Source organism: Mesorhizobium sp. B2-3-6, assembly GCF_006442305.1.
Classification (GTDB): Bacteria; Pseudomonadota; Alphaproteobacteria; order Rhizobiales; family Rhizobiaceae; genus Mesorhizobium.
In genome coordinates this window covers 98,784-115,851 of the sequence record NZ_VFVW01000009.1, presented here as the reverse complement: position 1 = coordinate 115,851, position 17,068 = coordinate 98,784, and the positions used below count along the sequence as shown (strand labels likewise).

Annotated in this window: 18 protein-coding genes and 1 tRNA gene; 11 read left to right on the top strand and 8 right to left on the bottom strand. The window is 62.8% G+C overall.

What is annotated here, in order from left to right; translation table 11 throughout:
* Positions 1–18: 18 nt before the first annotated feature.
* Entirely contained in the window at positions 19–393 is a 375-nt protein-coding gene (locus tag FJ953_RS24575) for an avidin/streptavidin family protein (RefSeq protein ID WP_140625230.1), read from the top strand.
* 137 nt (positions 394–530) lie between these two features.
* Complete coding sequence (locus FJ953_RS24570) at positions 531–1,184, top strand: hypothetical protein (RefSeq protein ID WP_140625229.1); 654 nt, start codon at positions 531–533, stop codon at positions 1,182–1,184.
* Positions 1,185–1,249: 65 nt separating this feature from the next.
* On the opposite strand, the gene FJ953_RS24565 is transcribed toward FJ953_RS24570, so the two are convergent.
* The 4 genes from FJ953_RS24565 to FJ953_RS24545 form a co-directional block, all read right to left on the bottom strand.
* Positions 1,250–1,543 (bottom strand): muconolactone Delta-isomerase family protein, encoded by a 294-nt coding sequence (locus tag FJ953_RS24565; RefSeq protein ID WP_140625228.1) that lies wholly within the window; start codon positions 1,541–1,543, stop codon positions 1,250–1,252.
* A gap of 73 nt (positions 1,544–1,616) precedes the next feature.
* The gene (locus tag FJ953_RS24560; protein WP_224680501.1) at positions 1,617–1,889 is read right to left on the bottom strand and encodes a DUF1127 domain-containing protein; all 273 of its coding nucleotides are present in this window, start codon (positions 1,887–1,889) and stop codon (positions 1,617–1,619) included.
* Positions 1,890–1,983: 94 nt separating this feature from the next.
* Entirely contained in the window at positions 1,984–2,223 is a 240-nt protein-coding gene (locus FJ953_RS24555) for a hypothetical protein (protein ID WP_140582786.1), read from the bottom strand.
* A gap of 290 nt (positions 2,224–2,513) precedes the next feature.
* Positions 2,514–3,425 carry a LysR family transcriptional regulator gene (locus FJ953_RS24545; protein ID WP_140625227.1) on the bottom strand — a complete coding sequence of 304 codons (912 nt, stop codon included), beginning with the start codon at positions 3,423–3,425 and terminating at the stop codon, positions 2,514–2,516.
* A 121-nt stretch (positions 3,426–3,546) separates the two neighbouring features.
* Between FJ953_RS24545 and FJ953_RS24540 the strand changes: the two genes are divergently transcribed.
* Both FJ953_RS24540 and FJ953_RS24535 read left to right on the top strand, forming a co-directional pair.
* Complete coding sequence (locus FJ953_RS24540; protein ID WP_140625226.1) at positions 3,547–4,701, top strand: HlyD family secretion protein; 1,155 nt, start codon at positions 3,547–3,549, stop codon at positions 4,699–4,701.
* 131 nt (positions 4,702–4,832) lie between these two features.
* Complete coding sequence (locus FJ953_RS24535) at positions 4,833–6,416, top strand: MDR family MFS transporter (protein ID WP_140524439.1); 1,584 nt, start codon at positions 4,833–4,835, stop codon at positions 6,414–6,416.
* A gap of 271 nt (positions 6,417–6,687) precedes the next feature.
* Here the strand turns inward: FJ953_RS24535 and FJ953_RS24530 are convergent.
* Positions 6,688–6,764, bottom strand: a tRNA-Arg gene (locus FJ953_RS24530).
* A 225-nt stretch (positions 6,765–6,989) separates the two neighbouring features.
* The gene (locus FJ953_RS24525) at positions 6,990–8,477 is read right to left on the bottom strand and encodes a HAMP domain-containing sensor histidine kinase (RefSeq protein WP_140551653.1); all 1,488 of its coding nucleotides are present in this window, start codon (positions 8,475–8,477) and stop codon (positions 6,990–6,992) included.
* A 312-nt stretch (positions 8,478–8,789) separates the two neighbouring features.
* On the opposite strand from FJ953_RS24525, the gene rpmH reads away from it, so the two are divergent.
* The 5 genes from rpmH to yihA all read left to right on the top strand — a co-directional run bounded on the left by rpmH (position 8,790) and on the right by yihA (position 12,670).
* Positions 8,790–8,924 carry a 50S ribosomal protein L34 gene (gene rpmH, locus FJ953_RS24515; protein WP_008833937.1) on the top strand — a complete coding sequence of 45 codons (135 nt, stop codon included), beginning with the start codon at positions 8,790–8,792 and terminating at the stop codon, positions 8,922–8,924.
* Between the two features lie 14 nt (positions 8,925–8,938).
* The gene (gene rnpA / locus FJ953_RS24510; RefSeq protein ID WP_140491500.1) at positions 8,939–9,292 is read left to right on the top strand and encodes a ribonuclease P protein component; all 354 of its coding nucleotides are present in this window, start codon (positions 8,939–8,941) and stop codon (positions 9,290–9,292) included.
* A 14-nt stretch (positions 9,293–9,306) separates the two neighbouring features.
* Positions 9,307–11,127 carry a membrane protein insertase YidC gene (gene yidC / locus FJ953_RS24505; RefSeq protein ID WP_140625224.1) on the top strand — a complete coding sequence of 607 codons (1,821 nt, stop codon included), beginning with the start codon at positions 9,307–9,309 and terminating at the stop codon, positions 11,125–11,127.
* A gap of 248 nt (positions 11,128–11,375) precedes the next feature.
* Positions 11,376–12,014 carry a CatB-related O-acetyltransferase gene (locus FJ953_RS24500; protein ID WP_140625223.1) on the top strand — a complete coding sequence of 213 codons (639 nt, stop codon included), beginning with the start codon at positions 11,376–11,378 and terminating at the stop codon, positions 12,012–12,014.
* Positions 12,011–12,670 carry a ribosome biogenesis GTP-binding protein YihA/YsxC gene (gene yihA, locus FJ953_RS24495; RefSeq protein ID WP_140491494.1) on the top strand — a complete coding sequence of 220 codons (660 nt, stop codon included), beginning with the start codon at positions 12,011–12,013 and terminating at the stop codon, positions 12,668–12,670. Before FJ953_RS24500 ends, yihA begins: the two co-directional genes overlap by 4 nt.
* Before the next feature lie 17 nt (positions 12,671–12,687).
* On the opposite strand, the gene FJ953_RS24490 is transcribed toward yihA, so the two are convergent.
* On the bottom strand, positions 12,688–13,422 hold the full coding sequence (locus FJ953_RS24490) for a TetR/AcrR family transcriptional regulator (RefSeq protein WP_140514299.1): 735 nt from the start codon (positions 13,420–13,422) through the stop codon (positions 12,688–12,690).
* Between the two features lie 127 nt (positions 13,423–13,549).
* On the opposite strand from FJ953_RS24490, the gene FJ953_RS24485 reads away from it, so the two are divergent.
* Positions 13,550–14,734 (top strand): HlyD family secretion protein, encoded by a 1,185-nt coding sequence (locus tag FJ953_RS24485; RefSeq protein ID WP_140625222.1) that lies wholly within the window; start codon positions 13,550–13,552, stop codon positions 14,732–14,734.
* Between the two features lie 22 nt (positions 14,735–14,756).
* Positions 14,757–16,349, top strand: coding sequence for a DHA2 family efflux MFS transporter permease subunit (locus tag FJ953_RS24480; RefSeq protein WP_140491487.1), 1,593 nt, complete (start codon positions 14,757–14,759; stop codon positions 16,347–16,349).
* A 167-nt stretch (positions 16,350–16,516) separates the two neighbouring features.
* Here the strand turns inward: FJ953_RS24480 and msrB are convergent, their stop codons facing one another.
* On the bottom strand, positions 16,517–17,020 hold the full coding sequence (gene msrB / locus FJ953_RS24475; RefSeq protein WP_140491485.1) for a peptide-methionine (R)-S-oxide reductase MsrB: 504 nt from the start codon (positions 17,018–17,020) through the stop codon (positions 16,517–16,519).
* Positions 17,021–17,068 lie beyond the last annotated feature (48 nt).

Below are 17,068 nucleotides of genomic sequence, written 5' to 3'. Positions count from 1 at the left end.
CCGCTCGTGGAGTGCACCATGCCAGATTGGATCGGGACTTGGCGAAACCAATACGGCTCGACCGTCATCATCGAGCACGACGCGGAAGGCGTCATCCGCGGCACGTTCAGGACCGCGTTGGAAGACAGCAGTTTCTTTGGTCAGGAACTTCCGATCCATGGCGCTGCTAGTGGCGACGTAATCGGCTTCACGGCTGCGGGACAGGGCAAGGCCGGGCCTGCGGCCGTCAGCTACACCGGTATTCTGAGGGAAAGTAAGCTCGAGATGCTTTGGCATACCGTTGCAGGGCAGACCCTTACCGCATCGGCGGAAGGGGCGCCTGCCAGGATGGTCAGAGTTGGGGCATGGCGCGCCTTCGGGACCAGCCTGGATGTGTTCGAGCGCGTGGAATGACCCAGCCTCTCGGGCCGGCGTGGCTCCATGGGCGGCTATGGAAGGCCGCCAGGCCCGCATATGCGCGACTGAAGGCGGCTTGCCGATCCTGAGCGATTTCGGCGGCGCTGTGGTCGAGCCGACCGGAGGACGATGGGATGGCGGAAGAAGGCAACGACGCGCAGGTAACTCTGCAGTGCATGACGACCGAGCACTTCGTGTTGCAGACCGCCCGCGCAGCCACGATTCAGGAGGCGAATCAGCGCGCCAATCTGTTCCTCACGTCAGTCTCAAGCGTAGCGATCGCTCTGTCATTCGTCGCGCAAGTCACGAAAATGGGCACGCCGTTCGTGCTGTTCAGTCTGATCCTGCTGCCCTGCGTTTTCTTCATAGGCCTGGTCACCTTCGTCCGCGCCGTGCAGGTCGCCATCGAGGACATGGTGCACGCCCGTGGAATGGCGCGGATCCGGCACTACTACGTCGAAGTCGCGCCCGCCATGCAAAGCTACCTCGTTCATTCCACGCATGACGATCGCTCGGCGGTGCTCGTGGACAAGGGGCTCAGCCCATCGCCGTTGCAGTATTTCATGACCACGGCCGGAATGGTGAGCGTGATCAGCAGCGCCATCGCAGGTGTCTTTACAGGCATAGCCGCCACAGCGGCAGCCGGCGCCGGAATGGCTCTCGGTGTGGCAGCCGGGATGCTCGCCTTCGCTGCAAGCGTGTTCGCGCTGCGCAGCTACCACCTGCGGGCTTGGGCGGCGGCCGAGCAACGACTGACGGTTCTTTTCCCAGGCACGCGCGGGGAATGAAGCTCTGCGGAGCCAGGGATCGCTTGGCCGAGGCGCGATATGCCAAGCATGCCTTGTGACATCTTCTATTGCCGCGGCCCAAAGCCTCTATATGGCCGTAGCGGAACAATGGAGACCGTTTCCTGCATGCCGCTTTTGAACAGCGGAAGGGCATTGAGCACCGAGCGAACCTCTTCCTCCGCTTCGGCCTCCATGAGAAGACAAGCGCCGCCCATGTCGCCGCGATTCCAGATTTGTCGCACGGTGCTTGCCATGAAGAGTCGGCGAACGCCTTCGGCTTCGGCTTCCAGTCTCTCGGGCGTGTAGTCCGCGTCGTTGAAGCTTTCCGTCCGCCGACGTGTCAAGACGATGAACTGCATGTTCTTTCTCCTGTTGATGAAGGTAAGGCTTTCCGGTTTGTCCCGGTGGGTGCTTGATGCCTGTCATGGTTATTTAGCGACCATCGGCTGGAACAGGGCGGAAAGGATCGGTTTTCCAGTCTCGGCCGGCAACGTCGGCGCGAGAAAGACCGATGTCTTGCAATTGCGAGTCCGTGAGTTCCATCAGCATGCGGCGGCTCCGGCGCCTTTCCATACCGGCTTCGACCCAGACCAAGACCGCCGCGACGCGCGCCATCAGAATCTGTAGAGCCTCGACTCCACGCCGCTGCGGTGCACTCCTTGTTTCGGCCCGCTCCAAGGCGGCGCCGTTGACGACTGCGTCCATCGCATTTCTCCTTTTTTTCGCGACCGGTCGAACCCCGAGGCGAAGGCGGCGAATGAGCCCGCTGCTTTGGGGGTTCGGCGGCCGGAGCCGGTGTCTAACGGTTGCCGAAAAGGTCCCGGCGACGCTCGACCGCCTGATCCCGCGCGATGGCCGCATTGGAGCCCGCATTGAGCAGTTCGTAGACTGCACTATGCGCGATCGAGGACGTGTGGGTGCTGTCGAGCTGTTCCCGGGCAATCGCATTGATGTCGGAGCCGCCGACCTTCGGGTTCTCGGCGAGTGCGGCGTCAGTGATGGCCAGGAACGCGGCGGCGGCAAGAGCGATCTTTTTCATGGAAATCTCCTAAGGTTGAGTTCTGGACTTGGTTCAAGAACAGGTCCTTGCCCGTTCGCCAAGAAGATGCATCTTGGACCCACTCATGATAATCTTCGAATATTGGAAAGGATCATCCGCCAAGAGCGGATAATAGGATCATGAGCGGGCGCGCGGCCTCAGCGCTGGCCCTCCCGGATCGAGGGTTTTGCCATGTCGGTGCTGGCAATCGCTCCGGCCCTTGCCGGCATGTGGGCCGGCCATAGACGGCGTATCAGCCCGACTTTCCGGCGCGGACGGTGGACTGCTGTTCAGTACTTCAATTCCATCCATCTGCGGTGTTCGGCAAAGCGCTCGGCCAACAGATCGATGAAAGTCCTGACCTTGGCCGAGACATGGTGACGATGCGGATAGAACGCGTTGATCGCGAACTCGACTCCTGAATATTCCTCCAGCACCCGGACAAGGCGCCCGGCCCTCAGGTCGTCGGCCACGAGGAAGGGCGGCGGTATGAACAGACCGCGGCCGTCGAGAGCAAGGCGTCTGAGCGTCTCCTGGCTGTTGGTCAATAAGTTGCCATCGACGCGGACGGAAACGGGCTCGCCGTCGGGGTCCTCGAAACGCCACTCGTTACCGAAAGGATATGACGCATGGCGCATGCAATTGTGGCGTGCGAGGTCATCGGGCCGACGCGGTGTTCCATGGCGTTCGAAATAGCCGGGCGAACCGCAGACGATGTTGCGCCATGAGGTCAGCCGCCGGACGATCAGGCTTGAATCGGGAAGCGGCAGCGAACGCACGTCAAGGTCGAAGCCCTCCTCCACCATGTCGACCATTCTTTCGCCGACGGTGAGATCGACCGAAACAGCCGGATAAAGGTTGACGAATTCGGAAACGATCGGCGCCAGAAAACGGATGACGCTCATGCTGGAATGAAGGCGAAGCGTGCCTTGCGGCGTCGCCTGAAGTGCTCCCGCGACGCGGTCCGCCTCCTCCAGATCGGCGAGGATCTGCGAGGAACGCTGATAGTAAGCCTGGCCGATCTCGGTCAGGCTCACCTTGCGGGTGGTGCGATTGAGAAGCCGAACGCCGAGCCTTTCCTCCAGCGCCTGGACGTGGTTGCTGACCATCGTCGTCGACATGTTGAGGCGTCGGGCCGCCGCGGAAAAGCCTCCGCATTCCACAACGCGGCCAAACACCGTCAAGCTCGTGAGCCTGTCCATTTCGATTATCCGCTCTTAATGGATGATCCTTCCGTTCTTTTCTCGATTATCACATCAAGATTGCCGTTGCATCGTCCTTGCACCAATCGGCCACTCGGCCCGACCGTGAGAGGAGATTACGATGACCGTAAGCGTCAACCCCGCCACCTTGGAATACCCGGTTGAGGTAAAACCCGCGCGGCGGTCCCGCAAGACGATGATCAAACGCACCGTTATCGGGTTGGGTCTGGTGGCCGGCCTGACCGCGGCTGCGCTCTACGGCTATGACTATTGGACGGTCGGGCAGTATCTGCAATCGACCGACGATGCCTATGTCAAGGCCGACTATACGGCTGTCGCGCCGAAGATCTCGGGCCACATCGCCGAGGTGCTGGTCGAGGACAACACTCACGTCAAGGCGGGCCAGGTTCTGGCCCGCATCGACGATCGCGATTTCAGGACCGCGCTAGACCAAGCGCAAGCCAATGTCGAAGCAGCCGAAGCGACGCTGCATAACCTCGACGCCCAGATCGGCCTGCAGCATTCGGTGGTCGAACAGCAAAAGGCCAACGTCGCCGCAACCGAGGCGAAGCTCAAATTCGCGCAGCAGGAGGGTGATCGCTATAAAACCTTGCTGAAAAGCGGCTACGGCACCAGCCAACGCGCCCAGCAGGCCGAAGCCTCCCTTGGCGAAAACGAAGCCCAACTCCAGCGGGATCGCGCCACACTGGTTGCTGCCCGCAAAGCAATCGACGTGCTCACGACTGAGCGCGGCAAGGCGGAGGCCGAGCGCGACAGCAGCCAGGCCGCCCTGCGTCAGGCGGAACTCAATCTCTCCTACACCACGATCACAGCACCCGTCGACGGCACCGTCGGGGCCCGTTCGCTTCGCGTCGGCCAGTATGTGCAGGCCGGCACGCTGCTCATGGCGGTGGTGCCGCTGAATGCGGTCTATGTCGTGGCCAATTTCAAGGAGACACAGCTTACCCATGTGCAGAGCGGACAGCCGGTCGAGATCGCGGTCGACGGCTTTCCCGGCGTGGCACTCAAGGGCCGTGTCGACAGTGTGTCGCCGGCGAGCGGTCTCGAGTTCGCGCTGCTGCCCCCGGATAACGCCACCGGCAATTTCACCAAGATCGTGCAGCGCATCCCGGTGAAGATCGCGATCAACGACGGCAGGCTCGCCGGCAAGCTGCGCGCCGGCATGTCGGCCGAACCGACGATCGACACGAAGGCAACCATCCTGGCCGAACGGGGTGAACCGGACAGCGGCCGCCGGATCATCGCCGGCTGGTAACTCGTAGCGGCTGCGCGAGGTTCTCCGAGACCTCGCATGGTGGCCGCCACGCCAGTGTCTCACGCGCGCTTCGTCAAACAAGGAATTCAGCCGTGCCCGCAACCCTCACCACCAACCCCACGCCTGCGCCGATGGCAGCCAAAGCATCGAGCCTGGCGCCGACCGATGCCTCTTCCGCCCCGCTCAAGACCTGGATCGCCGTCATTGGCTCGACGCTCGGCGCCTTCATGGCGGTCCTCAACATCCAGATCGTCAACGCATCGCTAGCCGACATTCAGGGCGCCATCGGCGCGGGCATCGATGACGGCGGCTGGATATCGACCGCCTACCTGGTGGCCGAGATCGTCGTCATTCCGCTCACCGGCTGGCTGTCGCGGGTCTTTTCCATCCGCGTCTATCTTCTGGCCAATGCAATCCTGTTTCTCGCCTTCTCGGTTGCCTGCGCCTTCGCGCAAAACCTTCAGCAGATGATTGTTCTGCGTGCTTTGCAGGGCTTTTGCGGCGGCGTGCTGATTCCGGTCGCCTTCACCATCACCATAACCCTCCTGCCGAAGGCGAAGCAGCCGATCGGATTCGCCCTGTTCGCGCTGTCGGCGACCTTCGCACCAGCCATCGGGCCGACAATCGGTGGCTATCTCACCGAGAACTGGGGTTGGCAGTTCATCTTCTATGTCAACTTGGTCCCCGGCGCGCTGATGGTGGGCATGCTGTGGATGTCGCTCGAAAGGGCGCCGATGCAGCTCTCGCTGCTGCGCCAGGGCGACTGGGCCGGGATCATCAGCATGGCGATCGGGCTCGGCGCCTTGCAGACCGTGCTCGAGGAGGGCAACAAGGACGATTGGTTCGGCTCGCCGTTCATCGTGCGGCTGTCCTTGATCGCCCTCGTCAGCCTCTCGCTTTTCCTGTGGATCGAGTTGAGAAGCGAAAGGCCCTTGCTTAACCTCAGACTGTTCGCCCGCTGGAATTTCGGTTTCTCCATCCTGGCCAGCTTCCTGCTCGGAATTGCGCTCTACGGGGCGGTGTTCATCCTGCCCGTCTATCTCGCGCGCATCCAGGGCTACAACGCCCAGCAGATCGGCATGGTGCTGGCCTGGACAGGCCTGCCGCAACTGGTGCTGATCCCGCTGGTGCCGCAGTTGATGAAGCGTTTCGACATGCGCATTATCGTCGCCTTCGGCTTTGCGCTGTTCGCGGCGAGCAATTTCATGAACATCGAAATGACGGCGACCTACGCGTCGGAGCAGTTCTTTTGGCCGAATGTCGTCCGTGCCGTCGGTCAGGCCCTGGTCATGGTACCCCTGGCTGCGGTCGCTACGGCCGGCATCGAGCAGGAGAACGCCGGCTCCGCCTCCGCACTGTTCAACATGATCCGCAATCTCGGCGGCGCCGTCGGCATCGCCATGCTGCAGACTTTTCTGACCAAGCGCGAGCAGTTCCACTCCAACGTGCTGGTGCGGTCGGTGTCGCTGTTCGAAGAGAGCACTCGCGCGCGCATCGAGCATCTGACCCGGTACTTCCTGGCGCATTGCGCCGGCGATCGCGCAGCCGCGATGCACAAGGCCGTCATCGCCATCGGACAGATGGTACGCAAGCAGGCTTTCATCATGGCTTTCAGCGACGCGTTCTATCTGCTCGGAGCAGCCCTTGTCGTCGCGTTCTTCGCCACGCTGCTGTTGCGCAACCCGGGCCATGTCGATGCAGGTGGCGCGCACTGAACCATCGGAAAGGAGAACCATAATGATTTCAAATCCCGACTACGCCTGCGCGGCCCCGGAATGTGAGTCTGTCACGGTGCACCGCCAGGAGACTCAGCAAATTTCGAATGTTTGGCAGAGACTGTGCCGTTCCAAGTAGGGCACTTTAGCCCATAGTGCGATTTTGGCACCGGCTGCCGCCGTCTTGCCAAAACCGGCTGAATTCCGAAAATCGAGCCAGTGGCGTCGCGCTGGAAACGCCTGGAAGTCTATTGATTTCAATAGGATTAAATGGCGCGCCCGAAGAGATTCGAACTCCTGACCCCCAGATTCGTAGTCTGGTGCTCTATCCAGCTGAGCTACGGGCGCGCATCAGGTCATGCTTTCCATGACCCCGCGATCCGATCCTCGAGGACCGGCCGCGAATGTGTGCAGTTCCCTAGCGACTGAATTCGCGAAAAGCAAGCCGATCCGGCAAAAGTTTTGTCGTCGATGCGTCATCCGCTGGATCCGGCCGGAAATCGGGTTGTTCGAAGCGGCATTCAGGGCGAAGGGGGCCGGACCGGTTTGCGGGCGAAACAGCGCCCAAGCCTGTCAGGCCGGGCGGCGCAGCCCGTTGCGGGCCTGGTCGAGCCGCACCGGCTGGTCGGGAATGGTGACGGCGAAGGTGGTGCGCCCGCCGATCGATTCGACCAGCTCCACCGTGCCGCCATGCGCGCGGATCAGTTCATGCGCGATCGCCAGGCCAAGCCCGGTGCCGCCGCTGCGCGCAGAGCCGCGGAACGCCGCGAACAGGTTCTCGCGCGCCTTCGGCGGCAGGCCGGGACCGGTGTCGGTCACGACGATGCGGCTGACGCTGCCCATGCGCTCGGCCGAAACCGCCAGCCGGCGCACCACGGCGCTCTCCGTGTCCGCCGCCATCGCCTGCACGGCGTTGCGGCACAGATTGGTGAGCACGCGGAACAACTGGTCGGAATCGGCGTCCACCTCGAACGCCTTTTCGACCGCGTTGATGAACTCGATGCCTTCCTCGATGTCGAGCAGGCCGTGCACGTCCTCGACCAGCTGGCGCAGCCGCACGCGCCGGCGCGAAGGCGGCGGCTCCTGCGTACGGCCGTAATGAAGTACGCCTTCCGAGTAGGAGACCGCACGGTCGAGCGCACGCAGGAGCTTCGGCGCGAAGGCCTGCACGGTCGGATCCTTGACCTGGCGCAGGCGGTCCGAAATGAGCTGCGCCGAGGCCAGGATGTTGCGCATATCGTGGTTGATCTTCGACACGGCGAGGCCGAGGTCGGCCAGGTGCTTCTGCTCGGTCAGCATCTTCTGCAGCCGCTCCTGCATCTGCGACAGCTCGCGCTCGGCCACCCCGATCTCATCGGCGCGGGCGGCGGGATGAATGATCCGGCTGGGGTCGTCGGGGGCCTGCGAGAAGGACAGCATGGAGCGCGTCATGTTGCGGATCGGTCCGATCATGATCAGGTCGATCGCGGCATAGACCAGCATGGCCGTGAACAGCGAGATCAGCAGCGAGACGAAGGCGACGTTGCGCGAATAGATAAGCATCGCCTTGCGCAGGCTGTAGTCTGGCATGATCAGCTCGAACTCCTTGTCGCTGTCGCCGACCGGCCCGAAGACGCGCAGCATCCGGTTGCCGCCGAAAAACAGCGTGTCGAGCGCGCCGGTCATGCCCTTGACCATGCCGACGCTGGCGAGGTCGATGTGCTCGTCGACCTGCGGCGGCATATCGGCCACCACAAGCAGCCGCGACACGCCGCCGTCGCGCACCGCGATCGCCTTGGCGCCGATCGCCATAAGCACGTCGTTCTGCGCCGTGCGCGACAGCGAGGTCGGTTCGCCCTGCACCAGCACGATCGATACGGCCGCGGCGGTACTCAGCCGCTCCTTGAGCCAGGCCAGCCGGTAGCTGGCGATCCAGGGCAGGAAGATGAGCACCTCGGCCAAAAGCACGAAGACGATGGTCAACAGCAGCAGTTTTGTCGACAGGCCGCGCGACAAGGGTACGCTGCGGACGGCGGCTGGCGCTGGTCCTGTCCCTTCCTCGGCGTGCGTGGTTTCGCTCATGCGGTCCTGTCTTCACAATCGCTTGATCAGCCCAGATTAGGCGATTGCGGCTTTTTTGCCAATTTCCCCCTTGGTCGGAGAGATATAATTGCCGCCGAAAGTGCGCATCCCGGGCCCAGCGACACCGGCCCGGCACCGGCCCGGCACCGGCCCGGCACCGGATTGACTTCCAAAACCCTTCTTTCTATAAGCCCGCTCACGCTCGGGCCATTCGTCCCGGCGCGGTTTCGATCGCGCCAAAGCCGGCCCGGCAAAGCTCCTGTTACAGAGTGACAGAATCAAGAAGGGCCGCACCCCGCGGTATTAAAACAAATGAAGCGTACCTACCAACCGTCAAAACTCGTCCGCAAACGCCGGCACGGTTTCCGTGCCCGCATGGCCACCAAGGGTGGTCGCGGCGTCGTCGCAGCTCGCCGCAACCGCGGCCGCAAGCGGCTCAGCGCCTGAGCGAGACAAGATCGTTGCCCGCAACCGGCAAGCCAGTGGGACAAAATCCCAAGCGGCTTCTGAAACGCGCGGAATTCCTGGCCGTCCGCCGTGGTGAAAAACGTCGCGGGCGGTTTTTCCTCGTCGAGGTCCTCGACCGCGGCGACGGCGGCGCGCCGCGCGTCGGCTACACCGTCACCAAGAAGGTCGGCAACGCGGTCGTGCGCAACCGCGTCAGGCGGCGGCTGAAAGAGGCCGTGCGCACCCATGCGGCCGATGACATGATGCCCGGCAATGATTATGTCATCGTCGGGCGCGATGATGCGCTCCGCGCCCCGTTCGGCCAGTTGAAGGTCGAACTCTCCCGCCGACTTCGCGGAACACGATAGGCCAAGGGCTCTCGATGGAAAACAACCGAAACTTCTTCATCACCATCGCGCTGTCGGTGCTGATCCTGACCCTGTGGCAGGTCTTCTACATGAACCCGCGCGTCGAACAGCAGCGCGAGGCGGCGCGCGTCGAGCAGCAGCGCGTGGAAGAGCAGAAGAAGGCGGCAGAGACAGCCAATCCGGGCGCGGCAACGCCGGCACCGGCCGGCACCGCTCCCGGTGCCATCCCCAACGCGCCCGGCGGAGACACCGTCACCGCGGCCAGCCGCGACCAGGCGCTGGCGGCTTCGAAGCGCGTCAAGATCGATACGCCGAGCCTCGAAGGCTCGATCAACCTGACCGGCGCCCGTCTCGACGACCTCAAGCTCAAGCACTACACCGAAACCGTCGACAAGAATTCGCCCGAGATCGAACTGCTCAACCCTTCGGAGTTGCCCAGCGGCTACTTCGCCGAGATCGGCTTCGTCGGCAACGACAAGACGGGTACGCTACCGGGCGCGGATACGGTGTGGAACGTCGAAGGCAATCCGACGCTGACCCCGTCGACGCCGGTGACGCTGACTTACACCAGTGACAAGGGGCTGACCTTCAAGCGCACCTTCTCTGTGGACAGCGACTACATGTTCACCGTTTCCGACGAGGTGCGCAATTCGGGTTCGGCCCCGGTTACGCTGTCGAATTACGGCCGCGTCACGCGCTACGACAAGCCGGCAGTCGCCAGCACCTACGTGCTGCATGAAGGCCTGATCGGCTTCACCGGTGCGGAAGGCCTGCAGGAACACAAATACGCGTCCATCGAGAAGGACAAGGAAGTCAAGCCGGGCAAGTCGACGGACGGCTGGCTTGGCATTACCGACAAATATTGGGCGGTGACGGTGGTTCCGAGCGAGAAGCAGCCGTTTCAGCCGCGCTTCGGCTATTTCGTGGACGGCCGCCACCGCTACCAGTCCGACTTCCTCACCGACCCGATCAATGTCGAGGCCGGCCAGTCGGCAACCGTCGAGACCGAGGTCTTCGCCGGCGCCAAGGAAGTCGCCAAGATCAATGCCTATGCCGAAGACCGCCATATCAAGCGGTTCGACCTGCTGATCGACTGGGGCTGGTTCCACTTCATCACCAAGCCGATGTTCTGGCTTATCGACACGCTCTACAAATTCCTCGGCAATTTCGGCCTGGCGATCCTCGCCACCACCGTCATCGTCAAGGCCATCTTCTTCCCGCTCGCCAACAAGTCTTACGCGTCAATGGCGAACATGAAGAAGGTGCAGCCCAAGATGCTCGAGATCCGCGAGAAATACGCGGACGACAAGATGAAGCAGCAGCAGGCGATGATGGAGCTGTACAAGACCGAGAAGATCAATCCGCTCGCCGGCTGCTGGCCGGTGGCGCTGCAGATCCCGGTCTTCTTCTCGCTCTACAAGGTGCTCTACATCACCATCGAGATGCGCCATGCGCCGTTCTTCGGCTGGATCCAGGATCTGGCCGCGCCCGATCCGACCTCGATCTTCAACCTGTTCGGGCTGATCCCGATCACGCTTCCCCACATGCTGATGATCGGCGTCTGGCCGCTGATCATGGGCGTCACCATGTTCCTGCAGATGCGCATGAACCCGACGCCGCCGGATCCGACGCAGGCAGCCATCTTCACCTGGATGCCCGTCATCTTCACCTTCATGATGGCTGGGTTCCCGGCAGGCCTGGTCATCTACTGGGCCTGGAACAACACGCTGTCGATCCTCCAGCAAGGCGTGATCATGAAGCGCCAGGGCGCCAAGATCGAACTGTGGGACAATCTGCTGGCGCTGTTCCGCAAGAAACCGTCGCCAGCGGAATAGAGGCGCCGGCTCACGATTCAAAAAACCCGGCTCGTCCGGGTTTTTTCTTGTGCGCCGGCATCGGTCCACGTCCGCCCGCGATGGGCGAAACTGCAAACGCGCGGCACCGTCCGATCCGGCAAATGCGCTTGTCCACCATCGAAGACTCGCTCCCGGGGCGATTGGTGCTATACGGCGGATTACGCTACTTTGACGAGGTGTGCGCCGACGCGGGACGCGTCCGCCAGCCAATTCCCGGACGAACCGCCATGACCGGACCCAATCCCGACATCAAGCACCCGATCCCGATGCACACGCGCGTCGGCTTCCTCAAGGCGCTGGTGAGCGCGCCCAACATCGAGATCGGCGACTTCACCTATTATGACGATCCGGAAGGGCCGGATAAATTCGCCGAGAAATGCGTGCTGCACCACTATCCCTTCATCGGCGACAGGCTGATCATCGGCAAGTTCTGCGCCATCGCCGAAGGTGCCCGCTTCATCATGAACGGCGCCAACCACGCCATGTCCGGTTTTTCGACCTATCCGTTCAACATTTTCGGCCATGGCTGGGAAAAGGGTTTCGACCCCGCCACATGGTCGAAGGAGGTGCGCGGCGACACGGTGGTCGGCAACGATGTCTGGATCGGCATGGAGGCAGTGATCCTGCCGGGGGTGCAAATCGGCCATGGCGCCATCGTCGCGGCGAAGTCCGTGGTCACGCACGACGTGCGTCCCTATGCCATCGTCGCCGGCAACGCGGCCAAGGTCGTCAAGATGCGTTTCGACGACAGGACGATCCGGCGGCTGCTGGCGGTGGCTTGGTGGGATTGGCCGGTGGACAAGATCAGCCGCAACCTCGATGCCATCAGGGGCGCCGATATTTCTCTTCTGGAGACAGCAGCTTGAACGCTCAATACAGCACCACGATCGGCACGGACCTGTTTACCCGCGGGTGGATCTTCATCCGCGGTGTGCCCGCCATGAAGTTCCTGCCGCCGGAAGGGCCGCCGGAAATCGCCTTTGCCGGCCGCTCCAACGTCGGCAAGTCGTCGCTGATCAACGCTCTGGTCAACCAGAAGGGCCTGGCGCGCACCTCCAACACGCCGGGGCGCACGCAGGAACTCAATTATTTCGTGCCGGACGGATTTTCGGGGGAGGGCGCCGACCTGCCGCCAATGGCATTGGTCGACATGCCGGGCTACGGCTATGCCACCGCGCCCAAGGAAAAGGTCGACGATTGGACGAAGCTGGTCTTCGACTATCTCAAGGGCCGTGTCACGCTGAAGCGGGTTTATGTGCTGATCGACGCCCGCCACGGCATCAAGGCCAAGGACGACGAGGTGCTGTCGCTGCTCGACAAGGCGGCGGTTTCGTACCAGGTCGTGCTGACCAAGACCGACAAGATCAAGGCCGCCGGCGTGCCGCGGCTGATTGAGGAGACGCTTGCCAAGATCAAGAAGCGACCGGCGGCGTTTCCTTTCGTGCTGGCGACGTCATCGGAAAAGGCCGAGGGCCTGGAGGAGCTGCGCGCCGCGATCGTGCTCGCGGCCAATGGCGGCTAGCGGCACAAAAAGCCGGGTTAAGCCTTCGCCTCCAGGGCGATCATCTTGTGGCTTTCCTCCGCGGCAAGCATTTCGGTGCCATAGGCCTTCAGGAACATGTCGACGCCCGACCTGACGATATGGTCGATTTCGTCCTGGTTCGGAGCCTTGGCGCGATAGGCGAAGATGCACTGCCGGAAAAGACCGGCCAGGCAGAGTTCTGTGAACTGATAGGCGGCAAGGTCGACATCGTCGATCTTGAGCAGGCCACGGTCGATGGCGGCATTGAGGAAGGTCACGACCTTGTCGTGGCCGCGTTTGGGGCCGCGTTCGTAAAACCGCGCGCCCATGTCGGGTATCCTGTCGGAGGCGCCGATCACCGTGCGCTGGGCCTGGATGACCTTGGCCGAGGTGATCTTCATGGACAGGACCTTGCCGAATTTCACCAGCGTCTCGCGCAGGTCGTCGGCACGGTCGAGCACGTCATACATGTTCTTGAAGATCGTGCCGCGCTCTTCCTCGATCAGCGCCTCGAACAGCTCTTCCTTGTTGGCGAAGTAGACATAGATGGTGCCTTTCGACACGCCGGCTTCCCGCGTGATGTCGTTCATCGAGGCCGCCTCAAAGCCCTTGTCGATAAAGACCCGGCGGGCGCCATCGATGATCTGGCTGCGCTTGACCGGATCCTGTCCGGCTGCCGGGCGGCCGCGGCGCAAGCCGTCCAGCAGGTCGCCGCAATTGTCGTTTTCGACGTCGGGCGTTGTGTCGGCCATTAAAGTCACACCTCGAAAATAATTCGAACCAAGCGGTTCGATTGCCTCTTGATATGGTCCTCTTTAGGCGCTATGTCAACGGCCGGATCGAACCGAACGGTTCAGTATTATAACTTAGAGAGATGTCATGTCCTCGAACGCGCCGTCCACCGCCGAAGTCCGTCCTTTCCCCAACGCTAAGGTTGCTCCGGCGACGGAAGCACCGGAAGTTCCCGTCCAGCCAGTCGCCGCGCCGCCTCTGGCGGAAACTCCGCCGAAGAAGAAGCGTTCCGTGCGCTCCTTCCTGCTGCCGATCATCGGCGTCGCCCTGCTCGGCGCCGGCGCCTGGTACGGCTATGATTACTGGACCACCGGCCGTTTCATGATTTCGACCGACGACGCCTATGTCCAGGCCGACACGGCTTTCATTTCGCCCAAGATCTCCGGCTATGTCGATCAGGTCAAGGTCAGCGAGAACCAGCAGGTCAAGGCCGGCGATCCGCTGCTGACGGTCGATGACGGTGATTACAAAATAGCGGTCGCCCAGGCCGAGGCGCAGATCGCCACGCTGGCCAGGATGCTCGATCGCATCGATGCGCAGACCAAGGCGGCGCAGGCCTCCTTGCAGCAGGCGCAGGCCGCCAAGACCGCCGACCAGGCCGCGGCGGCCAATGCCGCGCGCGCCCAGCAGCGCGCCGCGCAACTGCTCAAGACCCATGTCGGTACGCAGGCGCAACTCGACGACGCCCAGACGGCGCTCGACCAGGCCAACGCCGCTCTCGTCGGCGCCGACGCACAGATCGCCGCAGCACAGGCCAATATCGGCGTGCTGGAGGCGCAGCGTGCTGAATCGGCAAGCACGCTGGCATCCTTGCAGCTCAGCCGCGACAAGGCCGCGCGCGACCTTTCCTTCACGGTGCTCAAGGCGCCCTATGACGGTGTCGTCGGCAACCGTTCCGTCGAGCAGGGCGACCTCGTGAGCCCCGGCCAGAAGCTCGCCGTCATCGTGCCGATGAACAAGCTCTACATCGTCGCCAACTTCAAGGAGACCCAGCTTGCCCGGCTGGTGCCCGGCGAAAAGGTCAGGATTTCGGTCGATGCCATCGACGGCGAGCCCATCGAGGGCACTGTCTCCTCGCTGGCGCCGGCCTCGGGTGCCGTGTTCTCGCTGCTGCCGCCGGAAAACGCCACCGGCAACTTCACCAAAGTGGTGCAGCGCGTCCCGGTCCGCATCGACGTGCCGGCCGATGCCCTGAAGAGCGGCAGGCTGCGCGCCGGCTTGAGCGTCGTTGTCGCCGTCGACAGCCGCACCGCGCCGGCCGCGACCAACTGAGCGCGCTCCGGGGAGCAACGCCATGGCTACCGCAACCCTGACCGCAGGAGCGCCGCCGGCGAGGCCGGCTGTGCCTGACACCATCTCGACGCGGCGCGTCATAGCCTTCCTGGCGATGGTGTTCGGCATGTTCATGGCCATCCTGGACATCCAGATCGTCTCGGCCTCGCTGGCCGAGATCCAGGCTGGCCTGAGCGCCAGTTCCGACGAGATCCCTTGGGTGCAGACGGCCTATCTGATTGCCGAGGTGGTCATGATCCCCCTGTCCGGCTTTCTCAGCCGGATGCTGTCGACGCGCGTTCTGTTCACAATTTCGGCGGCGGGTTTTACCGCCGCCAGCGCGCTCGCTGCGACCGCTACCAACATCGACCAGATGATCGTCTATCGCGCCATCCAGGGCTTTATCGGCGGCGGCATGATCCCCAGCGTCTTCGCGGCCGCCTTCACCATCTTCCCGCCGTCGCGCCGTGCCGTCGTGTCGCCGATGATCGGCCTGGTGGCCACCCTGGCGCCGACAATCGGCCCGACCGTCGGCGGCTATATCAGCCACGCAATGTCCTGGCACTGGCTGTTCCTCGTCAATGTCGTGCCCGGCATTCTGGTGACGACGGCGGCCTGGTCGCTGATCGACTTCGACAAGCCCAACCTCAAGCTGTTCTCGAAGTTCGACTGGTGGGGCCTTGCCGGCATGGCGGCGTTCCTCGGCTGCATGGAATATGTGCTCGAGGAAGGCCCGAACAATGATTGGCTGCAGGATCAGGCGGTGTTCATCTGCGCCGTCGTCATGACCTTCGGCGCGGTGCTGTTCTTCTGGCGGGTGTTCACCGCCGAGGAGCCGATCGTCGATCTCAAGGCGTTCAGCAATATCAACTTCGCCTTCGGCTCGCTGTTCTCCTTCGTCATCGGCATCGGGCTTTACGGTCTCACCTATCTCTACCCCGTGTTCCTCGGACGCATCCGCGGCTACGATTCCATGATGATCGGCGAGGCGCTGTTCGTCAGCGGCCTGGCGATGTTCTTCACCGCACCGGTCTCGGGCATCCTGTCGAACAAGATGGACCCGCGCCTGATGATGATGATCGGCTTCTTCGGCTTTGCCACCGGAACATGGTGGATGACGCATTTGACCGCCGACTGGGATTTCTACGAGCTGCTCATCCCGCAGATCCTGCGCGGCTGTTCGATGATGCTGTGCATGGTGCCGATCAACAACATCGCGCTCGGCACGCTGCCGCCCGAGCGGCTGAAGAATGCATCGGGCCTGTTCAACCTGACCCGCAATCTCGGCGGTGCCGTCGGCCTCGCCCTGATCAACACGGTGCTGATCGACCGCAACGCCTTCCACTATGCAAGGCTCTCCGAGCACGTGCAGTGGGGAAGTGCGGCCGCGCAGCAGAAGCTTCAGAACATGACGCTCAATTTCGAGCAGACCGCCGGCCTGGATGCGGCCAGCGCGGCGATCTCGAAATTGTCGGGCATGGTCCAGCAGCAGGCGGCGCTGCTGTCCTTCATGGACGTGTTCTACATGCTGACGGTGCTGTTCGCGACGCTTGGCCTGTTCACCATGATGATCCGCAAACCGGCGGCCGCCGGCGGTGGTGGCGGCGGGCACTGACACCAGGGCAATACCGGAGAAACGATTTGCGTCCTGAATCGCGCTGGAAGCAAGGAAACACGGGCAGCCGTTTCGGGAAGCTCCTCCAGTCCACGCCCGAAATGACTGACCGCTAAAAAACTCCGGGTCGCAAGCCCGGAGTTTTTTCATATCGCGGCCGCATGGTCTCAGGCTGTGGCGGGCTTGAAGCTCAGCGCCACGCCGTTGATGCAGTGACGCAGCCCGGTCGGCGGCGGGCCGTCGTCGAAGACATGGCCCAGATGGCCGCCGCAGCGGCGGCAGTGGACTTCGGTGCGAGTCATGCCGAGCGACCGGTCCTGCGTCTTGCCGACGGCGTTGGCGATCTCCTGCCAGAAACTCGGCCAGCCGGTGCCGGAATCGAACTTCGTCTCGGAGGAGTAAACCGGCAGGTCGCAGCCGGCGCAGGCGAAGACGCCCTTGCGGTGCTCGTTGAGCAATGGGCTGGTGCCGGGATATTCGGTGCCTTCCTTGCGCAGCACGTCGAAGGCCGCGGGAGACAGGATCGCGCGCCATTCGGCATCGGTTTTGGTGACTTCGAAGGTCTCCGCCGCACGTGCATCCTGCGATCCGCCCATGCGCAGCAGAGATGCCGTGCCGGCGACTACGCCGATGGCGGCGGCGCCGCTCAAGAGAAAGTCGCGACGGTTCATGGCCTATCCTCCTGCTGTCTGTTTGCCACATTCGACGCTCGGCTGAAA

What these genes read in the sequence shown, in the direction of transcription:
- FJ953_RS24490 (WP_140514299.1), bottom strand. Translation starts at nt 13,422, where the DNA reads ATGGCCGACACAACGCCCGACGTCGAAAACGACAATTGCGGCGACCTG.
- yidC (WP_140625224.1), top strand. Translation starts at nt 9,307, where the DNA reads ATGGAAAACAACCGAAACTTCTTCATCACCATCGCGCTGTCGGTGCTG.
- msrB (WP_140491485.1), bottom strand. Translation starts at nt 17,020, where the DNA reads ATGAACCGTCGCGACTTTCTCTTGAGCGGCGCCGCCGCCATCGGCGTA.
- FJ953_RS24500 (WP_140625223.1), top strand. Translation starts at nt 11,376, where the DNA reads ATGACCGGACCCAATCCCGACATCAAGCACCCGATCCCGATGCACACG.
- FJ953_RS24545 (WP_140625227.1), bottom strand. Translation starts at nt 3,425, where the DNA reads ATGGACAGGCTCACGAGCTTGACGGTGTTTGGCCGCGTTGTGGAATGC.
- FJ953_RS24560 (WP_224680501.1), bottom strand. Translation starts at nt 1,889, where the DNA reads ATGGACGCAGTCGTCAACGGCGCCGCCTTGGAGCGGGCCGAAACAAGG.
- FJ953_RS24575 (WP_140625230.1), top strand. Translation starts at nt 19, where the DNA reads ATGCCAGATTGGATCGGGACTTGGCGAAACCAATACGGCTCGACCGTC.
- FJ953_RS24485 (WP_140625222.1), top strand. Translation starts at nt 13,550, where the DNA reads ATGTCCTCGAACGCGCCGTCCACCGCCGAAGTCCGTCCTTTCCCCAAC.
- FJ953_RS24540 (WP_140625226.1), top strand. Translation starts at nt 3,547, where the DNA reads ATGACCGTAAGCGTCAACCCCGCCACCTTGGAATACCCGGTTGAGGTA.
- FJ953_RS24535 (WP_140524439.1), top strand. Translation starts at nt 4,833, where the DNA reads ATGGCAGCCAAAGCATCGAGCCTGGCGCCGACCGATGCCTCTTCCGCC.
- FJ953_RS24480 (WP_140491487.1), top strand. Translation starts at nt 14,757, where the DNA reads ATGGCTACCGCAACCCTGACCGCAGGAGCGCCGCCGGCGAGGCCGGCT.
- rpmH (WP_008833937.1), top strand. Translation starts at nt 8,790, where the DNA reads ATGAAGCGTACCTACCAACCGTCAAAACTCGTCCGCAAACGCCGGCAC.
- FJ953_RS24570 (WP_140625229.1), top strand. Translation starts at nt 531, where the DNA reads ATGGCGGAAGAAGGCAACGACGCGCAGGTAACTCTGCAGTGCATGACG.
- FJ953_RS24565 (WP_140625228.1), bottom strand. Translation starts at nt 1,543, where the DNA reads ATGCAGTTCATCGTCTTGACACGTCGGCGGACGGAAAGCTTCAACGAC.
- FJ953_RS24525 (WP_140551653.1), bottom strand. Translation starts at nt 8,477, where the DNA reads ATGAGCGAAACCACGCACGCCGAGGAAGGGACAGGACCAGCGCCAGCC.
- FJ953_RS24555 (WP_140582786.1), bottom strand. Translation starts at nt 2,223, where the DNA reads ATGAAAAAGATCGCTCTTGCCGCCGCCGCGTTCCTGGCCATCACTGAC.